The following is a 1,064-nucleotide window of genomic DNA, read 5'->3' on the forward strand; positions in this document are numbered from 1 at the left end:
TCCAGTCGAGGGCTGCATGCCATGCAGTGCAAGGGTTTCACCGAAGCGAACAGCCGTGTATTGGGCTCCCTTGTCGCTGTGATGGATGACCTGCTGCCCGATCGGACGACCTTGGTGCGCCCGCTGCCACACGGCCATGTTCACCGCGTCACGGACCAGCTTCTCGGTCATCGCCGAGGCGATCGCCCAGCCCAGGATCCGCTGGGCGAACACATCGACCACGAACGCGGTATAGCACCACCCGGACCAGCTGGACACGTACGTCAGGTCCGCGATCCAGGCCTGGTCAGGGATGGCGGCGGTGAAGTTGCGGTCCAGCAGGTCACCGGCCGCATCGTGGGCCCCGCAGCGGCGGGTGGTGACCTGCTGGCGACCCCTGCGCAGGCCCCGTAATCCTTCCTGCCGCATCAACCGGTCAACCTGGCAGAACGACACGACCAGCCCCTGGCGGCGCAGCCAGCGGGTCATCTTCCGCCTGCCGTAGAACCGTTCCCGCGGCAGCGCCCCGGTCACCTCATCCGGCCGGCGGGTGGCCAGCAACGCCTCCACCACCACAGCGTCGGCGACCGTCCGCGCCGCCGGCGGCCGCGACCGGGCCTTCCGATACGCCCGCTCAGAGAAGATCACACCGAGCGTGGCTAACACGTTGCACACCAACGAGATCCGGTGACCGCACCGACGCTGCGCATCGATGAACTCGACAATCACCGGCGTCGGGGGTCGAGTTTCCCCGCGAAGAAAACCGAGGCGGCCTGCAGCACCTCGTTCGCTTCCCGCAGGTCCCTGACCTCCCGCTCGAGTTCCCGGATCCGGGCCCGCTCGACCGTGGACGTACCGGGCTGCACACCATCGTCGACCAAGGCCTGCTGCACCCACCGGCGCAGCGATTCGACCCCGATCCCGAGCTTCGGGGCGATCGTCTTACACGCCAGATACGGACTGTCGTACTCGTCCAGATGATCCAAGACCATCCGCACCGCACGCTCACGCTGCTGCTTCGGATATTGCTTCGGCATGACACCGATCCTCTCGCAAAGGACCGGCCCCAAAGCCGTGACGCTTCA

At 66.7% G+C, this 1,064-nt stretch carries 2 protein-coding genes; both read right to left on the reverse strand.

Going from position 1 to position 1,064, the window contains the following annotated elements; translation table 11 throughout:
• Positions 1–708: IS3 family transposase (locus HKD39_RS18530; RefSeq protein WP_171201358.1), on the reverse strand; the 708-nt coding region annotated here is incomplete at its 3' end.
• Positions 705–1,016: a transposase gene (locus HKD39_RS18535; RefSeq protein WP_171201359.1), complete on the reverse strand. Its 312-nt coding sequence runs from the start codon at positions 1,014–1,016 to the stop codon at positions 705–707. The genes HKD39_RS18530 and HKD39_RS18535, both read right to left, overlap by 4 nt.
• Positions 1,017–1,064 lie beyond the last annotated feature (48 nt).

Origin of the sequence: Nakamurella aerolata (genome assembly GCF_013002705.1) — a bacterium.
GTDB classification, from domain to species: Bacteria; Actinomycetota; Actinomycetes; order Mycobacteriales; family Nakamurellaceae; genus Nakamurella; species Nakamurella aerolata.

Excerpts from the sequence above, each read along its gene's own strand:
- HKD39_RS18535 (WP_171201359.1), bottom strand. The coding sequence starts at position 1,016 with ATGCCGAAGCAATATCCGAAGCAGCAGCGTGAGCGTGCGGTGCGGATG.